The organism is Sphingobacterium populi, assembly GCF_001586775.1.
Classification (GTDB): domain Bacteria; phylum Bacteroidota; class Bacteroidia; order Sphingobacteriales; family Sphingobacteriaceae; genus Sphingobacterium; species Sphingobacterium populi.
Map to the genome: position 1 here is coordinate 1 of NZ_LQXS01000006.1, position 18397 is coordinate 18397.

Genomic DNA, 18397 nt, shown 5'->3' on the forward strand with positions numbered 1-18397 from the left:
TGAATGGAATTCTAAGTTGCCTCAGCAAGGCGTCAATATATTTTCTAAAATGAGCGCCCTGGCGCAAAAACATCAGGCGATTAATCTGGCACAAGGCTTTCCAGACTTCCCGGTTGATCCAAAATTAGTGGATTTAGTAACTTCTGCTATGCATCATCAAGCTAACCAATACGCGCCAATGCCGGGTCTTTCATTATTACGCGAACGCATTGCTGAGAAATACCGAAGTTTCTACCAAATAAATATTGATCCTGAAAAGGAGATAACAATTACAAATGGTGCTACGCAAGCCATATTTACCACCATTGCTACGTTAATCCATCCGGGTGATGAGGTCATTATCTTCGAACCGGCCTACGATTGCTATCGCCCAACCGTCGAACTTTTTGGCGGGAAAGTGGTTGAAATAGCGCTAGCCGCGCCACACTTCGCGGTGGATTGGCAGGAAGTTGCCGATTGCGTAACAGATCGCACGCGCCTTATTATTATCAACAACCCAGGCAATCCGAGCTGCACAGTGTGGACAAAAGAAGATCTTTTGCAACTACAACAGATCGTAGTGCAACACGAACTATTTGTTCTTAGTGATGAAGTGTACGAACATTTGATTTATGATGAGAAGCAACATCAATCGGCTGTATTATTCGAAGATCTTCGTGCACACAGCTTTGTCATTGCCTCCTTTGGCAAGCTCCTGCACTGCACAGGCTGGAAATTAGGCTATACAATCGCTCCCGTTGCGCTAACGGCGGAATTTAGAAAAGTACACCAACAGAATGTTTTTAGTGTGAATACACCCATGCAACATGCCATTGCAGCGTACTTAGATGACCCAAACTATTATCACGAGCTCTCTTTGTTTATGCAGAAAAAACGGGATCTGGTAATAGCAGGATTAGCTTCTTCCCGTTTCGAAATGACACCATCATCAGGCACCTATTTCCTATTACTCAACTATAAAGCGATCAGCGATCAACCAGAAATGACCTTCGCCTTAGAATTGATCGAGAAGCAAGGCGTAGCACTTATCCCCTTAGCACCATTTTACCAAAATGCCAAAGAACAACAAACGCTTCGGCTATGTTTTGCTAAAAAAGAGGAAACGCTGCTGCGCGCGATCCAGATACTGAATGCGGTCTAAATAGCGATTTCTTAGTTGCTTTTAGCTGTAGAAGAATCTCGGATCTTCAGATCGCATGGCACTACAATATGTTTTACATCGGCTTGCGGGTTACGGATCTGTCTTAGCAAAACTTTCACCAATTCTTCGGCAATGGTCTCAATTCGTTGGGACACGACCGAGATGGAAGGTTCGTGCAATTTGAATAAGGTATGATCATCGAAAGCAACCATCGCCGGGAGCTTTCCATATTTCTTATGAACCTTAAGCCCTGTAATCGCCAAATAATTGGTTGCAAATAACACCGCGTCCAACTTATTATCTTCAATAAATTCAAAAATCTGCGCTATGGCAACATCCTCTTGTTCGTCAATTTGAATTTTTTTGATATAGGCTTGTCGCTGGTATTGGTCCAGCGCTTTCATGTATCCATCCATACGATCGCGCATTTGCGTTTGATCAGAATACAACGACACAAAACCTATACGACGGTTGTCCGCATTTTCCAACAAATGTTTCGTAGCACGAAAGGCGCCATTGAAATTATCAGACACCACATAATTGGTCTCAACCTGCGGAATATAGCGATCGAAAAGCACGACAGGAACTTTGTTTTTTAGCAGTAACGCAACAACATCTTCAAGTCCTTCAGTCGGCGTGATGATAAACCCATCTACCTGCCGGTCATAAAACAGCTGAATCAGCTCCTTAGCTTTTACCGTATCATTACCCATACTACAGTACAACAGGTGATAGCCGCTTGCGTACGAAAATTCTTCGATATGCTTAGCAATATTAGCAAAAAAGAGATTGGAAATATCTTCGACCAACAATCCTAAAATCTTTGTTTGCCCGGTACGTAGGCTTTGCGCCAATTGATTGGGCTTATACCCCACTTTTTTCACGTACTCCAACACCCGATTGGTCAATGCGTCACTTATCCGCTTTTCTTTGGCTTTGCCGTTCAATATAAAAGAAATGGTAGTGACAGAAACGCCTAGTGATTTAGCAATATCACTAATCAGGATTCTCTTGCTCATAATTGTTAGGGTTATTTTTTGCCTAAAATATAGATTTTTTAGCAAAAATTTTAGCACATCATGATATTCCGACGCCACCATTTTTGCTAAAAGGTTTTAATAGTGGTCAATATAAATTTCGTAGATTTACATATTCAATATTCCTAAACACAGATGTTAAGAAAACTAATTAAACAAACTAAATTCATTTTGGCTATCGTAGTCGCATCGACTGCGCAAGCACAGCAAAAGCCGACTGCTTTTGTCGATCCATTTATTGGCTCTGCCGAGCACGGGCACGTTTTTGTGGGAGCAAACGTACCTTTTGGCGGTGTACAACTCGGACCTACACAAATCGCGCAAACTTGGGATCAATTTAACGGTTGGGACTGGTGCAGTGGCTATAATTATAAAAGCGAAGATATTCTCGGATTTACACATACTCACCTTAGCGGCACCGGTATTGGTGATCTGAATGATATTATGGTGGTGCCCGCAACGGGCCAACTGCATTTAAAACCAGCAGAATTTGACAAAATGCACACCGGCTATGGCTCTCACTTCAAAAAAGAGAACGAGATCGCAAAACCCGGTTTTTACAGCGTGTACCTAGACGATTACAAGGTCAAAGCTAATTTGACGGCGTCAGAGCGCGTGGGCTATCACCAATATGTATATGACAATACCGATAATGCGCACCTTTTAGTAGATCTGGGCTTTCGCATGAATTGGGACAAAGCCACAGATACGTATTTGAAACAGATCGACGAAACGACATTCGTAGGTTACCGCTTCTCATCAGGATGGGCTACCGATCAAAAAGTATATTTCGCGATCAAAACATCAAGACCGATCAAAGAGGTAAAATTCTTTGACGGCGATAAAGCTAAAACAGGCTACAATGCCTACAAAGGCCTCGAAATAAAAGCGGCTCTTTTCTTTGATGCCGCACAAGACAATACCATCGAATTGAAAGTAGGACTTTCGCCCGTGAGTACCGAAAATGCATTGGATAACATTGCGCAAGAAATCCCGAACTGGAATTTTAAAGAAGCAACTGCTGATGCTGATGCAAAATGGAATACCACGCTCGGCAAGATCGATTACCAGAGTACCGATGATCTGAAGACAGTATTTTATACCGCTTTGTATCACTCTTACTTCGCTCCTACGATCTTTGACGATCACAATGGCGATTATATGGGTACCGACAAGCAAGTATACCGCAATGCAGATTTTGTGAATTACACGATTTTCTCTTTGTGGGATACTTACCGTGCATTGCACCCATTAATGACTATTTTGGAAAAGCCAAAAGTGACCTCAGATTTCGTCAAGACTTTCTTGTCAATCTATCAGCAACAAGGCAAATTGCCGGTATGGCACCTTTGGGCAAATGAGACTAATACTATGGTCGGCTTACCCGCTATTCCAATTATTGCCGATGCATTCCTAAAAGGATTAGTGGACGAAAAAGACCACGAATTGTTGTGGGAAGCGGTAAAAACCACTGCAATGGGCGACGACTATGGTTTGAAATTCGTACGCGAATTGAGCTTTATTCCGATCGATAGCATGGACAATGAATCGGTGGCTTGGGGATTGGAATACGCCATTGCCGATTATGGCGTATACCGCATTGCCGAGAAATTAGGCAAAACTGAGGATGCCGAATACTTCAAAAAACGTTCGAAACTATACGAAATCTATTTTGACAAAGACGAACGCTTTTTTGTAGGTCGTTATGCCAATGGTGATTTCCGTCGTCCATTCGATCCATTGATGGCTGAGCACCGTAAAAACGACTATTGTGAAGGCAATGCATGGCAATATTTGTGGTTAGTACCACACGATGTTGATGGTTTGGCCAATCTACTTGGTGGCAAAAAAGCTTTTATTGATCGCTTGGATGAGTTTATCAACTTGCCGGAAGAATTGGACAATGCATCGCCAGATATCTCTGGATTGATCGGCCAATATGCTCAAGGAAACGAACCAAATCATCATGTTCCTTATCTATACGCAATGGCTGGCGAACATTGGAAAACAGCAAAATTGGTCAACGAAGCGATGGTGCAAAACTATACATCAGCGCCAAATGGCTTGTGTGGAAATGACGATGCCGGACAAATGAGTGCTTGGTACGTGTTCTCATCTATGGGATTGTATCCAGCGAACCCAATGAGCGGCGAATATGTGCTCGGATCTCCACGAATGAAACATGCTGCGATCAACCTACCAAATGGCAACACCTTCGTAATCGATGCAAAAAACCAAAGCGACGCTAATATCTACATTAAGTCAGCGAAACTAAATGGCAAAGCACTTACACGTACATACATCACCCACGAAGAATTAATACAAGGTGGCAAGTTGGAGCTAGAAATGAGCGGCAAACCAAACAAAAAGTTTGGTAAATAAGCCAAAAGATAGGTATACTTATTGCTAAACAAGGAGAAAGGATTATATATGTCAGATTTTAGCAACATCAACGTCCAGGATATGGAAGATGGAAATGATAAAGATTTCTATCAAAATTTTAAGGAGAAATTGCTCGATGTCGAGCAATTTCCTTCCGTATATAAGTTTAAGTTTATCGTGAAAAGCGCCTTAGACAAGGAGCCTGAAATTCGTGATATTTTCAAACACACGAGTTCAAAGTTTACATTCAAGGAATCCAGTGGCGGCAAATACAAATCCATCACTGTCGAAACGTATGTCAACTCGGCCGACGAGGTGGTGAATTACTACAAGCTGGTATCACAGATCGAATCGGTTATGATGCTGTAATGAACACATCATAAAGAATACAAAAAGGGCTCGCTAAAATAGCGAGCCCTTTTTGTATTGAGCAATCCAACCTTACCTATTCTGCTGGTGCAGAAGGGGCCGCTGGTTTTTCATCACGTGGAGGACGTGGCAATAATGCTTTGCGAGAAAGCTTCAACTTACCTTGTTTGTCCACATCTAATAGTTTCACTTTTACGATCTCACCTTCGGTGAATACGCCGTCCATATTTTCCAGACGCTTCCAGTCGATCTCTGAGATGTGCAATAAACCATCTTTCCCTGGCATAATCTCTACGAAAGCACCGAAAGCCATAATAGATTTCACTTTACCTTCATAAACTGCACCAACTTCTGGTTTAGCAGCAATGGCTTTGATACGGCCTAAGGCAGCATCAACCGCTTCTTTGTTGTCCGCGAATACTTGTACGATACCTTTGTTGTCCACCTCTTCGATAGAGATCGTAGCGCCAGTTTCACGTTGCATTTCTTGGATGATTTTACCACCTGGTCCGATAACAGCACCAATAAATTCTTTATCGATCGTGATCGATACCAAACGAGGCGCATGCGATTTGTAATCTTCACGTGGAGCAGTCAATGTTTTATTCATCTCACCTAAGATGTGAAGACGAGCTTCTTTTGCCTGATCCAATGCTTGTGTCAACACCTCCCATTTCAGACCATTGATCTTCAAGTCCATCTGGCAACCGACGATTCCATTTGCCGTACCAGTTACTTTAAAGTCCATATCACCTAGGTGATCTTCATCACCCAAGATATCCGAAAGAATCGCATATTTTCCTGTTTTCTCATCCGAGATCAATCCCATTGCAATACCTGATACTGGAGCTTTAATTTTAACACCAGCATCCATTAATGCTAAAGTACCCGCACACACAGTAGCCATAGAAGACGAACCGTTTGACTCCAAAATATCAGATACAATACGGATCGTATATGGGTTCTCATCTTGTGCAGGCAACACTTGCTTCAATGAACGCATTGCCAAAGCACCGTGACCAACTTCACGACGGCCTGGACCTCTGTTTGGTCTTACTTCGCCCGTAGAGAATGCTGGGAAATTGTAATGCAAGATAAATTTATTGTAACCATTGATGAATGCTCCATCAATCATTTGCTCGTCGTCTTTACTTCCTAAAGTAACGGAAGTCAACGATTGCGTTTCACCACGAGTGAATACCGCTGAACCATGAGCCGCAGGCAAGTAATCTACTTCTGTCCAGATCGGGCGAACCGTTCTAGAATTACGGCCATCCAAGCGGATACCTTCATCCAACAAAAGGTTACGTACAGCATCGTACTGTACATCGTGGAAATATTTTTTAGCTAAGAAAGCCGTATCTGCATCTACTTCTTCGCCCAATGTTTCGAAGAATGCAGCGCCGATAGCAGCAAACTGCTCCGAACGATCGTGCTTAGAAGAACCCGATTTTGCGACAGCATATACTTGCTCGTATGTAGCTTTGAAGATCGCTTCGCGCAATTCTGGATTGGTCGGTTCGTGGCTATAAGTACGTTTTACCGTTTTGCCCACTTGCTCTGCCAATGCTACGACAGCTGCTACTTGTTTCTTGATTGCGTCATGTGCAAAAGCAATTGCCTCTACCATTTCTGCTTCAGAGATTTCATTCGCCTCGCCTTCTACCATCACGATATCTTGTGCTGATCCGGCTACGATGAATTCTAAAGTTGCTTTTTCTAATTCAGAGCGTACTGGGTTGATCACCAATTGGCCATCGATTTTTGCTACGCGAACTTCTGAAATAGGTCCGTTGAACGGAATATCCGATACCGCGATCGCAGCAGAAGCTGCTAAACCTGCTAATGCATCTGGCATCACTTCTTTGTCTGATGAGATCAAAGAAATCATGACCTGCGTATCTGCGTGATAATCTTCAGGGAATAATGGACGTAACGCACGATCCACGATACGAGATATCAATACCTCGTAATCAGACAATCTTGCCTCTCTACGTAAAAAACCACCAGGTATACGTCCGGTAGCTGCATATTTTTCTTGATAATCTACAGATAATGGAAGAAAATCCACTCCTGGTTTTGCCTCTTTGGCAGACACCACTGTTGCCAACAGCATGGTGTTTCCTTGTTTCAACACTACTGATCCGTCTGCCTGTTTGGCCAACTTTCCGGTAGAAAGTTCGATCTGAGCCCCATTGCCCATATCGATAGTTGTTTTAATTTCGTTATAACTCATTTTGTGTTCATTATGGTATGTTTTCATCATGGCGACATACCGAAAATACTAAGACTTTTTATTTCAGCACAAAGGTACACTAAATATCGTTAGCTTATTCAATTTTCTACAGTGTGCACAAAAAGAAAAGCCATCCGATAAATCGGATGGCTTTAATCTTGTTTTTACTAAAACTTATTTGATGATCTCACGTAGACCTAAGTCTTTGATGATCGCACGGTATCTTTCGATATCTTTCTTGTGCAAATAAGCTAACAATGAACGACGTTTACCTACCAATTTTTGTAGGGCAAACTGCGTATTGAAATCTTTTCTGTTTTTTTCAAATGCTCAGTTAAGTGAGCAATTCTTTTAGTAAATAAAGCGACTTGTCCTTCTGCAGAACCTGTGTTTGTTGCTCCACCTCCGAATTCTGCGAAGATTTCTGCTTTGTACTCTTTACTTAAATACATTCTTGAATAATATAAAAGCGTAAATAAAAATTGTTAATTGCCTGCAAAGGTACTGAATCTATTACAAATAGACAACAACATGTTTGACGGCATCTACATGCAATCTGCCCAACTATACTTTTATATAGATTTTCTTATTATCTAGGATCGCACATATCGACCACATCAGTAGCAAAAAACACAACGCGTAAAAAAAGGATCCGACCTCGGGAGGTCCCGGCACGTGGGCACATACGTTTTGGTAAAACCAAGCTAAAGGTGTTGTGTAAACAACATTTCCTTGCTCGTTTACACCTTGCGCTATTCTAATGAGTCCGGAGATCCGTGGCAACATTCCACTCAGCACAAAAATAAAAAGCGAATTTTTCCCAAATACGTCAAAGAAGCGGGTGAAGATATTGCGTGCACCTTGCAGATCCGTGTACCAAATTACACTACCCAACGTCAGTATAGCCAAGCCGCTGGTGTAAAGTACATATGAGCTTGTCCATATTTTTTTATTGATTGGAAAACCCAATGACCAGATCCACCCCAATATCAATACGATAAATCCGCCAACCATCAGCCCGGCAATAGTTTTAAAAAAAGGCTCTTTCGACACGGGCAAACCCTTCCAAAGCCAAGATACTGTACCGTGCTGACGAATAAATTCGCCTGTCAGAAATCCAAAAACAACTTGTACTATTGCAGGCAGCGTACTCGCAATACCTTCCGGGTCAAAAGGCACGCCTTCACCTTTGTACATATGCGCAACGCCAAGCACCGCTTTATCGACATCAGTACCAAACCATCCTGTGAGCATATAAGGATCTCCCTCACCGAAGTATATGCACAACAACCAATAAATAAACAACAACGCCGCAGAAGTATAGATCAAAACCTTTGGCTTCATATAGTAAGCAAGTACCGAAGCTCCCAAATAAGCGATAGCAATGCGCTGCAAAACACCCAAAATTCGAATTCCTTGCGTAGCATCGGTCGATTGTACCCATGTTTTGAGGGTCAAGCCGTCGGCAGACCACGCGACAAATGGAAACCAATTTAAACCCAGTCCGATCAAGAAAATAAGCAAACTTCTTCGGAGCACCTTCTTCCAGAATTGCGATTCGCCTGCTGCTTGCAAACGCGGCATAACTAGTGCCAGCGCATTGCCCACGGCAAATAAGAAAAACGGGAAAACCAAATCGGTCGGCGTACATCCATGCCACTCAGCATGGCGTAAAGGAGCAAAACTATGTGCCCAATTGCCAGCATTATTGACAAGAATCATCAACGCGACAGTAGCGCCTCGAAAAATATCCAAGGAATAGAAACGGGTGGATAGCGTCATTATATCAGGTTAGATCCGCTAAATATAGAACAAATCCTCCATAAAAAATGGAGGATCTTTACTACAGCTCGCGATACAGTGCTACTAATCCTTCTGGTAGGGTTACCTCCAGTAATTTTTCGTCTTTACCGACTTTCACGATCAACTGCTCCGTAAGTGGAAACAGTAAATCTTTTCCTCCCATATCTACCGTGGCAATATGTTGCTGTGGCAATTCCTGCACTCCGGTAATAATTCCAAGTTTGCCTTCCTGATTATCCATCACTTCAAAACCAACAAGATCAGTATATCGAAAATCATCTGGATCGCGCACCGGCATTTTATCTTTTGGTAGATACACCTTCTTACGCACGAGTGGTTGTGCCTTATCGATATGATCCACATCCTCCAGGTTTAGGTACGCGGTACTATTGCTTTGTACTTTTATTTGATCGACAAAGAAGGGAACTAACTTTTTGTTGATCTCTACAAAAAGCACATCAAAATCCAATTCTTTATAGTCCTCAAATTCAAAAAAGAATTGCAATTCACCTTTAAGTCCTCGTGTTTTAGAGATATACCCTATGTAGAAAGATTCATCAATAGTCATAGTACAAAAGTACGCAGATGTTTTAAGATATAGTTAGATTAAAGGAAACCTTTCAACAATGTCAGAAAGAATCATTAATTGATACACAACTGCAGACGACAATCTAAAATCGGTAAGCTATAGATAATCCGGCTCGAAGCGTAGCCCAAGGACTACGTTGCACGTTAATTGTTAAGCCGTCGCTACTAACTTCAGATGCTATATGAATAGGGATTGTAAAGTCGTGCAGATCCTGCCGAAGATCGGCAAGTCTTTCGCGCAATACTTGCTGTTCAAACTCTTCCAGTTGTATATTCCCAACAAAATCTCCCTTTGCACTTCCATATCCCGGACCGATAATTCTACAGTCCAAAAACCATTGGTCAGCAAGTTTAAAGTTTGCTCCGATAGACACGCCACCCACAAAAGAATCTACTCTACCTGATATCGGAATCACGTCTGACCGCTCATACACCACTTGACCCATAAACTCTTGGCTAACTTCGAATGCATAAGGCGTCATAGCGTTATAGGTCGCATACCGAAAATATGGCGCCACATACCAACCTGTAAGGCGCTCGCGACTGGAGATATAAAATCGTACTTCGGGAGCCACAGAAAAACCAGAATTCTGAAAATTTCTAATAAGATCTTGAACGGCGCTATCACTAGGTCTTCTAGCTATAATAGATCTAAAAGGAAGTCGACTTTTTGGGAAAAATCCGACTTCTACACCGACAGAAATACGGTTTACAACCGAATGTTCATACTCTACTGCAAACTTGCCAAACGCCAAGGGTAGCGCATTAAGCTTGATAAGATTTTGCGCATCAAAATCATCCTGCTCCTGCGCAATACCAAACGATGGAATCAATGCACTAAATAATAATATCCATCGTAAAACATCATCTTTAAATAAAAATAAATTCAAAAAAAATAAAATATTGATTAATTAAATACCTGTGTAAATTTAAGTTAAAATAAACAAGCGTCCGATTACTAACTTCAATATGTAACATCGCGCCGCTAATAGTTAGAACTTATGTAAGTCGGTTTCAAATATCACTGCAAATTGATATGTCATAATATCTTTGAAATTGAAAATTCCTAACTACACCTATCTTACCTTAACAAAATGACTTACAAGCTGACTATAAATATCTTCATAATTTTTTTTTATATATTTAAGCGCAGCCATTCACATTCACTCGGCATATAACACACTACCCAATAACTCATTATGAATCTACAGCATTTTAGACACACCTTATTCCTATTCATTCTTGCCAGTATTACGCTCTTGGCCTGCCAGAAGCAAACTCCAAAGCTTGAGATAGTGCCGGAAAACTATAAGAACTTCTCCATCAGCAGCGGCCTGGCTACACATATCAAAATATCTGGCGAGCCTTGGGTTGTAGATTATGTGAAGCTCGAAGACACACAATCAGATGTAGTGGATAGTAATGGTCAAGCCTTGAGATTAGACGGTTTGGACACGATATACGCTGCCAACGGTTGGTTGAGCATGGCCAAATCAGATAATGGTGCTGCATTATTTCTAAGATTAAAAGAAAATTTTGAGCAGACACCCAGAACGGTTCGTATTGGCTTAGATGCTAACGGGCAAAAAGAGGAATTAAAGATCACACAACATCGAGCATCGCGTTACCGAATTGTAGGTAAAAAGATTAAAGAGCTCACAAATCTGCGAAAGGAGTATACAAGTGATCATGAGTGCTCCCCATTACAACTTATCAACGGCTCATCAGAAGTGAAGAGCATGGCGACAGAGCAAATATTTCAAAATGTAAAGCACTCATCGACATTTGAAAGCGAAGATTACGGTGCTTTTGCATGGCTTGGAAGCGAGCAAGATTCTATGCTATTTATGGAAGAGTTAGCAGTTGAAGGCGGCAGCCGATGGTCGCCACCAGTAAAATACAAAGAAGGCACTACGCAAACATCCTATCTGGATGAGAATGGCTCGCGCACGCATTTTGATGTCGATCCGTACAGAAAGCTGCAACTAAGCGGCAAGATGACGTATGTAGAACGCACGTGCGAATACATATTTACTATCCAAAATGAAGATTCTAATGATCGTTTTGATATATCTGGAGTTTGGAAACAAATATTACCGATCCATACCACTATTATCATTGAATCCAATACGCCGATAGTGAGTATAGCCGAATCAAATAATGTCGATCATACGGACTAAGAAGCCAGCACAAAATTTGCTATATTTACAGATACCACAATCTATTTTAGCCATGAAATATAACCTATTATTGCTGCTTCTTTTTAATGTCGCAATTGGTGCTCGCGCCCAAAATCAGGAAGCAAAAAGTACAGTAGAAACTAAAACGATCCATAGCAAAATTTTGAACGCAGACCGGGCGTACACCATTTACTTGCCCAAAGATTATGTGCATAATCCTCAGAAAAAATACCCTATTCTGTATATCTTACACGGACTATCTGGAGTAAACACCACGTGGTTCGAAAAATATGATGTACGTGAAGTACAAGATCAACTCGCAGCTAGTGGCGAATCAGTAGACATGATTATTGTAAGTCCTAATGCAGGTGGCGACCCTAAAACAGAGTGGAATGGCTATTTTGATATGCCAGGGTGGAATTACGAACAATTCTTTTACAAAGAATTTGTACCGCATATAGAAAGCACTTACCGCGTAATTGGCGACAAACAGAACAGAGCAATTGCTGGATTATCGATGGGCGGCGGTGGCAGTACCAGCTACGGGCAACGTCATGCAGATATGTATAGCTCCGTTTATGCGATGAGTGCATTAATGTCTATGCCAGATAATTCAACTCCTCCCAAAGAGGAAAACAAGTTCACCTTGCTGTCACAGTCGGTAATCGAAAACAGTTGTGTAGATTATGTAATCAATGCTACAGAAAAACAAAAAGAAGAATTGAGGACTGTTAAGTGGTTTGTTGATTGTGGCGATGATGATTTTCTATTGGATACTAACATCGATTTTTTTCGTGCCATGCGAAAGGCAAATATCCCTGTTGAATTCCGAATAAGAGATGGTGCTCACGATGCGCTTTATTGGCATTCTGCATTATATTACTGCCTACCATTTGTATCTCGCAACTTTAAACAATAGAAATCAAAAACGCTACACGGAAAACCTGTCAAAAACGTACATCTTAGTCACAAAAAAAAGCCGATCCTTTACGGGATCGGCTTTTCTGAATACATTAGAAATTGAAATTATCCTTCAGTCTCTTCTGTGTTTTCTTCTGTACCTTCAGCTGCTTCAACTTCCTCTTCTGCAGGAGCTTCTTCAGCTACAGGTGCATTTTTAGCTGCGATAGCCGCTGCTTTTTCTTCTTTTTTCTTCGCTTCTGCTGCTAGAGCCGCTTTCTTAGTTTCATCTTTAGATGAAGCCAATGTAGACTTTTTGCCTTCGATACGAGATTCTTTACCTTCAGACCAAGTAGCGAAAAGTTCTTCTGCTTTAGCTTCGTCAAAAGCACCTTTTTTCACACCACCTTGCAAGTGTTTTTTATACAAAACACCTTTGTAAGAAAGGATAGCACGAGCTGTATCTGTAGGTTGTGCACCTTTATTGATCCAATCCAATGACTTTTCGAAATCTAATACGATAGTCGCTGGGTTAGTGTTAGGGTTGTACGAACCAATACGCTCGATGAATTTACCATCACGTGGAGCACGAGAGTCTGCCACTACTACATAGTAAAAAGGTTTTCCTTTTTTACCGTGTCTTTGCAATCTGATTTTAGTTGCCATTTTCTTTTAATTATTTATGTATTCAACATATCCCCCGAGCTTATCACAAGAGGGGACGCAAAGGTAACTATTTGATTGGTAAAGACAAAATGATTTTTAACATCCTTAAATCAGCTTGCTCCAACATAATTCGTCGCATTACTGCCTGATTCGCACATTATTAAAATGTTCTTGGCATTTATTTTCCAAAACATCGGTCAAGGCTATAAATAGCATATTACAAATGAAATAAATATTTATTTTTACAGCATCAACAAAAACCAACCAAATAATCTACCATGCAATTAATCAAAACAATGACCTACTTGTCTTTGGCATCATCGCTCCTACTGTTTAGCTGTAGTCAGCGAGCCGTCCAAGGACTTGCTTCATCCGACGTGCAATCAAAGCTAAATGGTTTTGCCAACGCTACCTCAAAAGGATTGAGCCGCGAAGAAGCAAAAGCGCTACAAATCGCCTCAGATAGTATCGTGCGCGCCCAGCTTACTAATGAGCTTCAATCTCCATGGCAGGATAGAAAGTTCACCGCAGGGGATAAGATAATGCCATTTGCAACAGAAACCTACGGTGATAAGCCTGCGGATGGCCGTAGCTTGTACATCTCTCTGCATGGCGGTGGCAACGCACCTGCGGAAGTAAATGATGGACAATGGAAAAACCAAATCAGGATGACAAGTGACCAACCGAAGATGTATAACATTCCAGAAGGTGTGGTGATTGTACCGCGTGCACCCGTCAACGACTGGAATATGTGGTTTCAACAGGAGATGGATGATTTATTAAAGAAGAGCATTCAGGCCGCCGTATTATTCGCCGACGTAAACCCCAACAAAGTATATATTATGGGTTATTCCGCCGGAGGCGATGGCGTTTATCGTTTGGCTTCGCGCATGGCAGATTACTGGGCAGCAGCCAGCATGAGCGCCGGACATCCAGGCGAGATCACGCCACTCAACTTAAACAACATCGGATTTGCACTCAATATGGGTGGTCGCGATACGCCTTTTAATCGCGCTGGACTGGCTGCGGAGTGGAAAATACGATTGTATGAACTCGCAAAAGAACATCCCGGACAATACATTCATCAAGTAAATATATTTGACGATCTACCACACTGGATGAATATGCAAGACAAGATCGCCATCCCATTTATGGCTAATTTCGTTCGCAACCCTTATCCAAATGAAATTGTATGGGTACAGAATGCGGTACATCCGCACAACAGGTTCTATTGGATCGGCATCTCCGATGAAGATACGATTAAACCTGGCGTTGCCGACAAGGAAGATCAAGCGATCCGTATCCGGAAAGAGGGAAATCATATTCAGATTATCCAGAATTACGCGGATAATCTCTCAATCTACCTCAATGACGAAGTTGTTAATCTGGACGAAGAGGTTACCATAAGCTACCAAGGCACTACTTTATTTAAAGGGAAAGTGAATCGCAAGCAATCCATCATCGAAGAAACAGCAAAAGACCGCCAGGATTCGGCTTACATTTTTAGCGCAAAACTCACTGTTTTGAATAACGCAACCGTGGAAGTGCAGTAGTACATCCATTTTACATGATTATGGGGCGGGATAAACCGCCCCATAATTATTATCTACTGCTGCTGCTAGCGCATTTCGCAGCAGCACGAAATAACCGTTCGCTAAAGCTTAGAATCGCAGTATTACCTTTTTCCAAATGCAAGCAGTAGTTGTTACCTTCACGGTATGAAGACGGTTCCTCCATTAAAGATTCTGAAAGCATCCGCCGGCTCTGGCAAGACGTTTAGCCTTACTATCCATTACCTCACGCTGCTATTACACAACGAGAATAGCTATCGGGAGATTTTGGCCGTTACGTTTACCAATAAAGCCACGGCAGAGATGAAAGAGCGCATTCTTTCCGTGCTGCAAGGATTGGCCGAAGGCCATCAAGATCGTAAAATAGCCGACTTTAGGAACATCCTGCTAGCGCAATCGCCCGAATGGACGGAAGCGCTGATCCAAGAAAAAGCACATCGTGTATATCGTAGGATATTGCATGATTACAGCCATTTTACCGTGAGTACCATTGATGGATTTTCCCAAAAAGTAATCCGCAGTTTCACCTACGAACTGCATCTGGATGCTGGTTACAAAGTGGAAATGAATATTAATAAGGTGAAGGCCGAACTCACCGTGATGCTCAATCAATTGTTAGATGATCGTCCCGATTTACTGGAATGGATCATCGAATACGCCGAGAAAAAGATCGCTAATAACGAAAACTGGAATTACCGCCAGCAACTTTTATCCTTGGCTGGATTGATTTTTTCGGAAAACTTCCAAGAGTTTGACGCCCACATCTTGCAAAACGATGCGCGCCAAGTCTTCGAAAACCTCAATCAGGAAAGCGCCACCATGACCAAAGGCTATACCGACGCCTTTGCCGAAGCCATCCGCCACTTTCAAGATATATATATCGCTTCTGGAATACAAAGTGATGAATTGAAAGGGAAGTCGCGCAATCCCCTATTTGCCGCCAGCAAACTGCGCCCGCAAGTCAATAAGCTGTCAGCTAGCGACCTTAAAAAAACCATCGAGCGATACACCAAGCTGATCAATAACGAAGATGCTTTCACCGACCAACAAAAGCAAGTACGTTATGACCTAATGGCGCAATTCAATCCCGTCCTACAGAACATGGCTGAACTGGAAAAGCTCTTCCCAACTTTCGTGGCGTATCAATCGGTGCAGGCCAACTTATATTTCTTGCGCTTGCTCAAAGAAATGAGTGATCTATTGGCGCGCTGGCGCAAAGAAAACAGCGCACAGCTTATCTCCGATTCGCAATTATTGCTTAGCAAGCTCGGATTGGATGCGCACAACGATCCGACTTTTATTTGGGAGAAGATTGGGAGTCGTTTTCGGTATTTTCTGTTTGATGAATTTCAAGATACCTCCCGCACGCAGTGGAAAAACTACAGCCCTTTGCTCATCAACGCGTTGGGAAATGCCGATCGACAGCTGAGCGAACACCTCGTGGTGGGCGATGTGAAGCAAAGCATTTATCGCTGGCGCAATGGCGACTGGCGCATTTTGCTGCAGCAAGTGGAAGAACAAGTTGGAGCAGCATTTCACTTGACGGAGCAGGACAAACCGAGCTTTATCGCTAACGAAACGCTGGACGTGAACTACCGCAGCTTGCCCAACATTATCCAATTCAACAATTACATCTACGCAGGATTACCTACGCATCTGCAACAAGTACTCAATGCACAGGTGCAAGAAGCTTTAATCGAAGAAGATTTATGCTGGTGGCATCAATCTGGCAATGACCAGATGTTGATCAAAGCGTACGAAAACAGTCATCAAGACGTTCCTGCTGGAAAACAAGGTTCTGATAAGCCGCAAGGCGAAATTGATCTGGTCTATTTGCCCGTCACAGACGGCCGATACCGCAGCAACCGCGTGGCGGCTGATGCAACACAAAAATTATGTGAGCAGATCGGCGAATGGATTTCTTCGGGCAAATACCGACCCAATCAGATCGGTATTTTGGTACGCAGAAATAAAGAAGCACAAGATGTGATCCAAGCCCTGATGGCTTATAAGCAAAACACCAATTTATCCTTTGAGGTGATTTCTGGCGATGCACTTAGCTTGCAGGCCAACGATGCGATTCAGCTTTTCATCGAAACGCTGCGCGCCTTAGTCTATAATTCTGCCAAACACACCGTACACAAAGCCAACATGGCTTATCTCTACCAAATCCTGCAACGCCAAGAAGCATTCGATCAAGATCAATGGTTATTATTTCGGGAGAATGACATACAGCGTTTAAACGCGATCTTACCATCTAAGTTGATCGAGTTTTGGGATCAATGGCCGAAGCTGCCTTTGGTACAACTCATCGAGCGATTGATCGAAATTTTTGGCTTTACCGAGCCGGACAATCTGCATATCCCGTATTTATTGGCTTTCAAAGATTTGGTTGCTGGATTTTCGGCCAATGGCGAGCGCGGCATTCATCAATTTCTGACATATTGGGAAGAAGATGGCCATCGCGCCGTACTGCCTTCTGGTGGCAAGATCGATGCGATCGAAGTGACCACGGTGCACAAATCGAAAGGACTGGCTTACGATGTGGTCATGTTGCCATTTGCCGCTTGGAAACTCGACGGCATGGCGTTAGGCGATTTTTGGATCGATGCCGACGGCACGCCATTCGAAGCATTGGGCAAAATTCCGTTAAAATATACCTCAAGTTTAGGGCAGTCACTCTTCTACAAGCAATACTTCGAAGAATGCTATTCAATTACATGGACGCGCTGAACACCTGCTATGTCGCCACCACACGCGCCATCAAGCATCTGTACATCACCGCGCCATTTTTCAAGGAGACGGTCGACAAAAAGACGGGCGAGATCAGCGGATTAGAAATTAAAGATGAATACATCAGCGACGCGCTGTACCAAGTATTGGATACCACTACTAGCCCATTTCCAGTAGCAGACGCGGAACTAAAGATTCATGATCCGATCGTCCCTAAAGCAACTGAAGCTCCTATTTCTACAGAAAGCAATAGCATCAGCATTTCCCAATATCCAATTTCCGCAGAACTAGATCAAGCCTGGAGCAAATCCAACCGCCGATCATTAGCTACGCTACCACAAGTGGAAAAAGCAGCACAATATGGCATTATGGCACATGAGATTCTATCTGAAGTAGCGAGCGAAGCAGAGATAGAATCTCGAATCGCTCAATATATTGAAGAGGGATTATTAGCCAAAAACGATACGGAAGAATTGCGCAAGCACATTTATCAAGTTTGGCATCATCCGCGCATCAGCGAATGGCTCACACAGGATTACAAAATCTGGAATGAGTCGAGCATAATCACCAAAGAAGGAGAAACGATTCGTCCGGACAAGGTATTTACCAATGCTACAGATACGATCGTGCTCGATTTTAAGTTTACGCAAGGCGACTATGTCGGCCATCAAGCGCAGGTAGACAAATACATGCAAGCGCTGCGCAATTTGGGTTATCAAAACGTGAAAGGCTTTTTGTATTACGCCATTTCTAATCAATTACAGGAGGTCGTATAGCGATGCCACGCCACA

Annotated in this window: 14 protein-coding genes and 1 pseudogene; 8 read left to right on the forward strand and 7 right to left on the reverse strand. The window is 42.5% G+C overall.

Translation table 11 applies throughout. The features are described from left to right. The coding region (locus tag A0125_RS13465) for a methionine aminotransferase (RefSeq protein ID WP_066757287.1) at window positions 1-1141 on the forward strand (1141 nt) is incomplete at its 5' end. 11 nt (window positions 1142-1152) lie between these two features. On the opposite strand, the gene A0125_RS13470 is transcribed toward A0125_RS13465, so the two are convergent. Then, a complete protein-coding gene (locus tag A0125_RS13470) occupies window positions 1153-2160 on the reverse strand; it encodes a LacI family DNA-binding transcriptional regulator (protein WP_066757701.1) in 1008 nt (335 codons plus the stop codon). A 153-nt stretch (window positions 2161-2313) separates the two neighbouring features. On the opposite strand from A0125_RS13470, the gene A0125_RS13475 reads away from it, so the two are divergent. Beyond that, window positions 2314-4560, forward strand: a complete 2247-nt coding sequence (locus tag A0125_RS13475) for a GH92 family glycosyl hydrolase (protein ID WP_066757290.1) — start codon at window positions 2314-2316, stop codon at window positions 4558-4560. Window positions 4561-4608: 48 nt separating this feature from the next. Beyond that, window positions 4609-4929, forward strand: a complete 321-nt coding sequence (locus A0125_RS13480; protein ID WP_066757293.1) for a DUF493 family protein — start codon at window positions 4609-4611, stop codon at window positions 4927-4929. A gap of 76 nt (window positions 4930-5005) precedes the next feature. Here A0125_RS13480 and pnp read toward each other — a convergent pair whose 3' ends face one another. The 5 genes and pseudogenes from pnp to A0125_RS13505 all read right to left on the reverse strand — a co-directional run bounded on the left by pnp (window position 5006) and on the right by A0125_RS13505 (window position 10446). Further along, window positions 5006-7165 (reverse strand): polyribonucleotide nucleotidyltransferase, encoded by a 2160-nt coding sequence (gene pnp / locus A0125_RS13485; protein WP_066757704.1) that lies wholly within the window; start codon window positions 7163-7165, stop codon window positions 5006-5008. Between the two features lie 174 nt (window positions 7166-7339). Then, window positions 7340-7617, reverse strand: a pseudogene (gene rpsO / locus A0125_RS13490) (30S ribosomal protein S15). Between the two features lie 112 nt (window positions 7618-7729). After that, the gene (locus A0125_RS13495) at window positions 7730-8947 is read right to left on the reverse strand and encodes an acyltransferase family protein (protein ID WP_066757299.1); all 1218 of its coding nucleotides are present in this window, start codon (window positions 8945-8947) and stop codon (window positions 7730-7732) included. A 61-nt stretch (window positions 8948-9008) separates the two neighbouring features. Beyond that, window positions 9009-9536 (reverse strand): ribosome maturation factor RimM, encoded by a 528-nt coding sequence (gene rimM, locus A0125_RS13500; protein WP_066757302.1) that lies wholly within the window; start codon window positions 9534-9536, stop codon window positions 9009-9011. Window positions 9537-9639: 103 nt separating this feature from the next. Further along, window positions 9640-10446: a DUF3575 domain-containing protein gene (locus A0125_RS13505; RefSeq protein WP_066757304.1), complete on the reverse strand. Its 807-nt coding sequence runs from the start codon at window positions 10444-10446 to the stop codon at window positions 9640-9642. Window positions 10447-10755: 309 nt separating this feature from the next. On the opposite strand from A0125_RS13505, the gene A0125_RS13510 reads away from it, so the two are divergent. Both A0125_RS13510 and A0125_RS13515 read left to right on the forward strand, forming a co-directional pair. Beyond that, entirely contained in the window at window positions 10756-11736 is a 981-nt protein-coding gene (locus A0125_RS13510) for a hypothetical protein (RefSeq protein ID WP_066757317.1), read from the forward strand. A gap of 52 nt (window positions 11737-11788) precedes the next feature. Then, entirely contained in the window at window positions 11789-12655 is an 867-nt protein-coding gene (locus A0125_RS13515) for an alpha/beta hydrolase (RefSeq protein ID WP_066757707.1), read from the forward strand. Between the two features lie 107 nt (window positions 12656-12762). On the opposite strand, the gene A0125_RS13520 is transcribed toward A0125_RS13515, so the two are convergent. Beyond that, window positions 12763-13302 carry a 30S ribosomal protein S16 gene (locus A0125_RS13520; protein ID WP_066757320.1) on the reverse strand — a complete coding sequence of 180 codons (540 nt, stop codon included), beginning with the start codon at window positions 13300-13302 and terminating at the stop codon, window positions 12763-12765. A gap of 278 nt (window positions 13303-13580) precedes the next feature. Here A0125_RS13520 and A0125_RS13525 point away from each other — a divergent pair, with 278 nt between their 5' ends. The 3 genes from A0125_RS13525 to A0125_RS13535 all read left to right on the forward strand — a co-directional run bounded on the left by A0125_RS13525 (window position 13581) and on the right by A0125_RS13535 (window position 18382). Beyond that, a complete protein-coding gene (locus tag A0125_RS13525) occupies window positions 13581-14855 on the forward strand; it encodes an alpha/beta hydrolase family protein (protein ID WP_066757322.1) in 1275 nt (424 codons plus the stop codon). A 165-nt stretch (window positions 14856-15020) separates the two neighbouring features. Next, the gene (locus A0125_RS13530) at window positions 15021-17606 is read left to right on the forward strand and encodes a UvrD-helicase domain-containing protein (protein ID WP_066757324.1); all 2586 of its coding nucleotides are present in this window, start codon (window positions 15021-15023) and stop codon (window positions 17604-17606) included. Further along, window positions 17594-18382 carry a hypothetical protein gene (locus A0125_RS13535; protein ID WP_156472555.1) on the forward strand — a complete coding sequence of 263 codons (789 nt, stop codon included), beginning with the start codon at window positions 17594-17596 and terminating at the stop codon, window positions 18380-18382. The genes A0125_RS13530 and A0125_RS13535 overlap by 13 nt, the downstream gene beginning before the upstream one ends. Window positions 18383-18397 lie beyond the last annotated feature (15 nt).